Below are 4098 nucleotides of genomic sequence, written 5' to 3' on the forward strand. Positions count from 1 at the left end.
GTCCGTCGTAGGTGAACTTGTAGCCGCGGACGGTGCTTTCATCCCCGGCCTTCCACGTCATGCTGCTGATGCTGCCGTTGTACTTAGCAGCACCGGTGCCGGTATTGTAATACAAAGTCTGGGTGAACTTACTTCCGCTGATACCCGTCAGCCAGCCGCGGAGGTTGTAGGCGTAGGTCAGCTTGTCAGCACTTGCGCCATGGAACTCCCAGCTTTGGAGCCTGCCGAACTTGTCATACGTGTAGGCTGCCAGTGTGATGGATGTCCCGCTGTGGTTCAGGTCAAACTTCACGCTTTCCGGGCGGTCGCACGAGTCGTAGGCATAGGTATATTTCCCGCTTACGGTAGGCGTACCGTTCTTGTAGCGCCATTCGTTTACGGTCTGAGGATTCCCCGTAAAGGTGTAGGCAGTCTCCTGCTTGAGGCAGAAGTCCGGCTGCGAACGGGCGGTACGTGTCACCCTCCCTTTGACGTCATAATGGTTGGCAACATATACCTTACCCGTACCGCCAAGCAGGGAGAGGATACTGCTGGCAAGGTCGTAGACGTGTTCTGTATAGTCCGTACTACCGGCTCCCGGAAGCCACTTCTTGGAGCAACGACCGAAACTGTCATACTCGTAGCGGTAGGAAGAGGTGCCTGAATATTCAGAAGCGGCAGATGGGTAGAAACGTAGATTCCCTGCTTGCATCCGGGGACATAAGCAGGGAATCATTCGAAGACTCAGAAGCAACAGATGGATAACATCCGCTGCGACGGGAAATTATTTTATTAAAAACAAGTCACTAATCTCTTCCAAGATTTTACCTTCATTATTTAACTCATAATTATCATCGAATCCCTTCAGGCATAACTGCTCATTAGCCCAATCATATATCAAGTCTGCCATATCTTCATCCATCTCTATCACGACAATATTAGCAGCTCTATTTTTGCGAAATTGTTCAAAACATGAGCCATCATGCTCTTTACACCAATTATAATCTAAATAATCAAACAATTTGTCGCTCAATCTTAATTTCATTTTCCTACTTGTTTTAAAAGTTTAGCTGCCTTAGCAGAAGAAGTTGGATTTATAGAAACTATTTTTCCAGTCCCAGGGTTTACAACAACTTCACAATATCTACCAACAAAGCGTTGGCTTTGTCTTCCTGACTGATCCACAACTATACTACCTATTTTTAAAGGATTTTTCAAAGCATCTAACACAGCATCAGAGTTTACTCCCCTTTCAATAGCACGATGAACCCCGTGTTTTGTAAATCCTGCTACACTAATACCATTAGCAGTTTCAATGCTTTTAATAGTATTGACCTCAGCCACTACAGATTTCGCCACTTTTCCTACAGCCCAGCCGACAGCCTTTCCCAGCAGGGCACCGCCCAACTCCCCTGCTCCCAAGCCGACCACAGCTTCACCTATCGGTCTGGCAATGGCATCCAGGGAACGGCTGTTCAAGGAGTTGAACAAGGAAGACTTGGAATCTTCAGACAGAGGACTGTCCTTTCCCAAAAACAAGTTCTGAAGCTTGCCGTCCGAAGCTATCAGGTCGAAAGCGTTGACTGCCTGGTTGGCCTTTACACCACCGTTCTGATAGAAATTCAGATAGCTGTCATTGCCGAACCGGATAGAAGCACAAGAACCGATGTTGGTGTAACCTTCCAGAGTCTCACTGCCTTCCTGCCAGCGCAAGTCGCCATTGGTATTTTCATACCAGTCCATCCCGTCAGGGTCAATCCGATTAATAGGACTATTCCCGCAATAAGCATAAGGGCTGGAATTGAAATAATTTTCGGCAGAAGGGTCAACTGTCGTAAACCTCTCTAACGTAACATCGTAATGACGTGCTCCGTAATCATACCAGTTCAAACCCTTCTTCGTGTCAAACTCCTTACCGTTATACTTGTAAGGCTGGACATTCGTAGTACTTGCAAAGACACCACCGAAAGGATAATAGTGGTTAGTTTCCTCTACACTTCCGCCCTGGTTAATCACGACACGATTGTTACCTTGATGGTCTTTCAAGTAGTAGTGATACTTGCTGCGCTCAGTGTAACATAACCCTCTTCGATAAGAAGCAGCTTCTGGACTCCGTTTTCATAGACCACATTTCCACAGTAATCCGTCGTGGTGGTGGCACTTCCTATCTTATGAGCCGTTTTCAGCTTTGTGCCGTCGGCTGCATAAGTATAGGTGATGGTACTGCCGTCACTGAACGTCACCACACTGGGCAAATTTAAACAATTATACGATATGTTGGTGATTCCCTTATTTAAATCTTTAGTTAAATTCCCGTTGGCATCGTAAGTGTATTCATTTACCTGCTTCACGCCGTCCTTGAACTTGAAGCCGCCGTTGTAGGCAGAAGTCGTTACAGCATCGTCCACATGGGGCAACTGATTACCGTTCAGCGTATAAGTCAGGTTATCAATCAGGCCGTATGCAAAGACAGCGGTTTGTCCGTTGCGTTGTAGGGTCTTGATGCTGCTATTTTGTCATAGCCGGTTACATTCTTGCTGAAACGGCTGGCGTTCGTACTGATGCTGGTAATTTCTCCGTAGGTAGCGTTCAAAATCCTCTACAGCCCGTAGGTGAACTTGTAGCCACAGATAGAAAATCTTATCATAGAAATACTATATGAAATTCCCTGCTGACATCCAATGACATAAGCAGGGAATCATTTAGTTTATCTAATCAAAGATTCTTATATATCAATATTCGAGCCAAAAATAATCAGGTGTGCGTAAAGTATCCCACAACAAAATACCAGCGCTGGAACTACATGAAATTACAATATTGGGAATATTATCAATCCGATATTGGAACGTACTGTCTATGACCCTTTTTCCACAATATAATACAGTATCCAAAGATGTGACACGTATTTTTATTTTTAAGCTATCATATCCGCTCTTGTCAAAGCGAGTAATTTCCATTCCAAGCCAGTCCTCATGGTAGTCCAATATTTGATCATCCGTCTTGTTCACATACAGTCCATTAAAAACAAGGCTGTCATTCACCCAACATTGGATATAATCTTTACCGGTACGTTCTTTATAACCAGTATCTACCCGAATCATAAAATCCTTCTTTGAGGTTGAATTCCCAATGCACCCCACCAGCATGGCAAGCATGATTATACAAATAAATATACGCGTTTTCATGTTACTGCCTCCTTTTAAGTTTTTGTCTCCAGTTTGGAATATGCCTATTCAACTTGTTATGGATGTAATTATCTCGGACTGTCCGTATCTGAGAATGATTCAACTGAGTTGCCTTAAGGTAATCTCCATCAAGTTTCTGAATAGCTTTTTTCTGTGTCATCAAGTTTTCCACATCCATCGTATGTCCCAGTCCTCCTGAATGACCAAGTTCATGGGCGAAAGTCCGATTATCATCATTGTTCAGCATATTGGAAACCGCTTTCGTTCCGATTTTTATATCCAGACTGTTTCCATAGGTTTCAGCCATAACTACACTACCGGAAGTTTTTGTTAACTTACTTTGGTCAACTATCTGGAAAACATGTTCATTATCCTTTATATCATCCACCGAATCGACAACTCTCAATCGCATATCCATAGTCGAGACAAAGCTGTCATCTGAAATTGTATATGCAGTATTCACTTGCTCTACTATTTGCCCAGCCAAAGTCTTAATATCAAGTTTCTTATTGCTGGAATTATTTATTAAAGCCGCTCTTACTGTGATTTGATATTCTATCTTATCTGTTTCACGATTGTAATGGGTTTGTACACGCCAATCATTTCCATCCGGATCAATGCGACCGATAGGCTCATTTCCACAATAAGCATAAGGAGATATTTCGAAATGCTTGTCACATAAAACATCAACCGTTGTAAACCGTCCTAACGTTGCATCATAATGACGCGCACCATAATCATACCAGTTCAAACCCTTCTTCGTGTCATACTCCTTACCATTATACTTGTAAGGCTGGACATTCGTAGTACTTGCAAAGACACCGCCGAAAGGATAATAGTGGTTAGTTTCCTCCACACTTCCGCTCTGGTTAATCACAACACGATTGTTACCTTGATGGTCCTTCAAGTAGTAGTGATACTTGCTGTCACTCAA

At 43.5% G+C, this 4098-nt stretch carries 3 protein-coding genes and 2 pseudogenes; all 5 read right to left on the reverse strand.

Features of this window, described 5'->3' with window-relative positions; genetic code table 11:
• Window positions 1-715 (reverse strand): annotated as a pseudogene (locus JCM16496_RS22475) (hypothetical protein); the annotation flags it as partial.
• Between the two features lie 48 nt (window positions 716-763).
• Entirely contained in the window at window positions 764-1024 is a 261-nt protein-coding gene (locus JCM16496_RS20690; protein WP_025836389.1) for a hypothetical protein, read from the reverse strand.
• A gap of 698 nt (window positions 1025-1722) precedes the next feature.
• Window positions 1723-2662, reverse strand: a pseudogene (locus tag JCM16496_RS24445) (RHS repeat-associated core domain-containing protein); the annotation flags it as partial.
• A 49-nt stretch (window positions 2663-2711) separates the two neighbouring features.
• On the reverse strand, window positions 2712-3164 hold the full coding sequence (locus JCM16496_RS20705) for a hypothetical protein (protein WP_025836390.1): 453 nt from the start codon (window positions 3162-3164) through the stop codon (window positions 2712-2714).
• 1 nt (window position 3165) lies between these two features.
• On the reverse strand, window positions 3166-4098 hold a 933-nt coding region (locus tag JCM16496_RS24450; protein ID WP_244440529.1), incomplete at its 5' end, for an RHS repeat-associated core domain-containing protein.

The sequence above is a fragment of the Bacteroides rodentium JCM 16496 genome (assembly GCF_000614125.1).
Classification (GTDB): Bacteria; Bacteroidota; Bacteroidia; order Bacteroidales; family Bacteroidaceae; genus Bacteroides; species Bacteroides rodentium.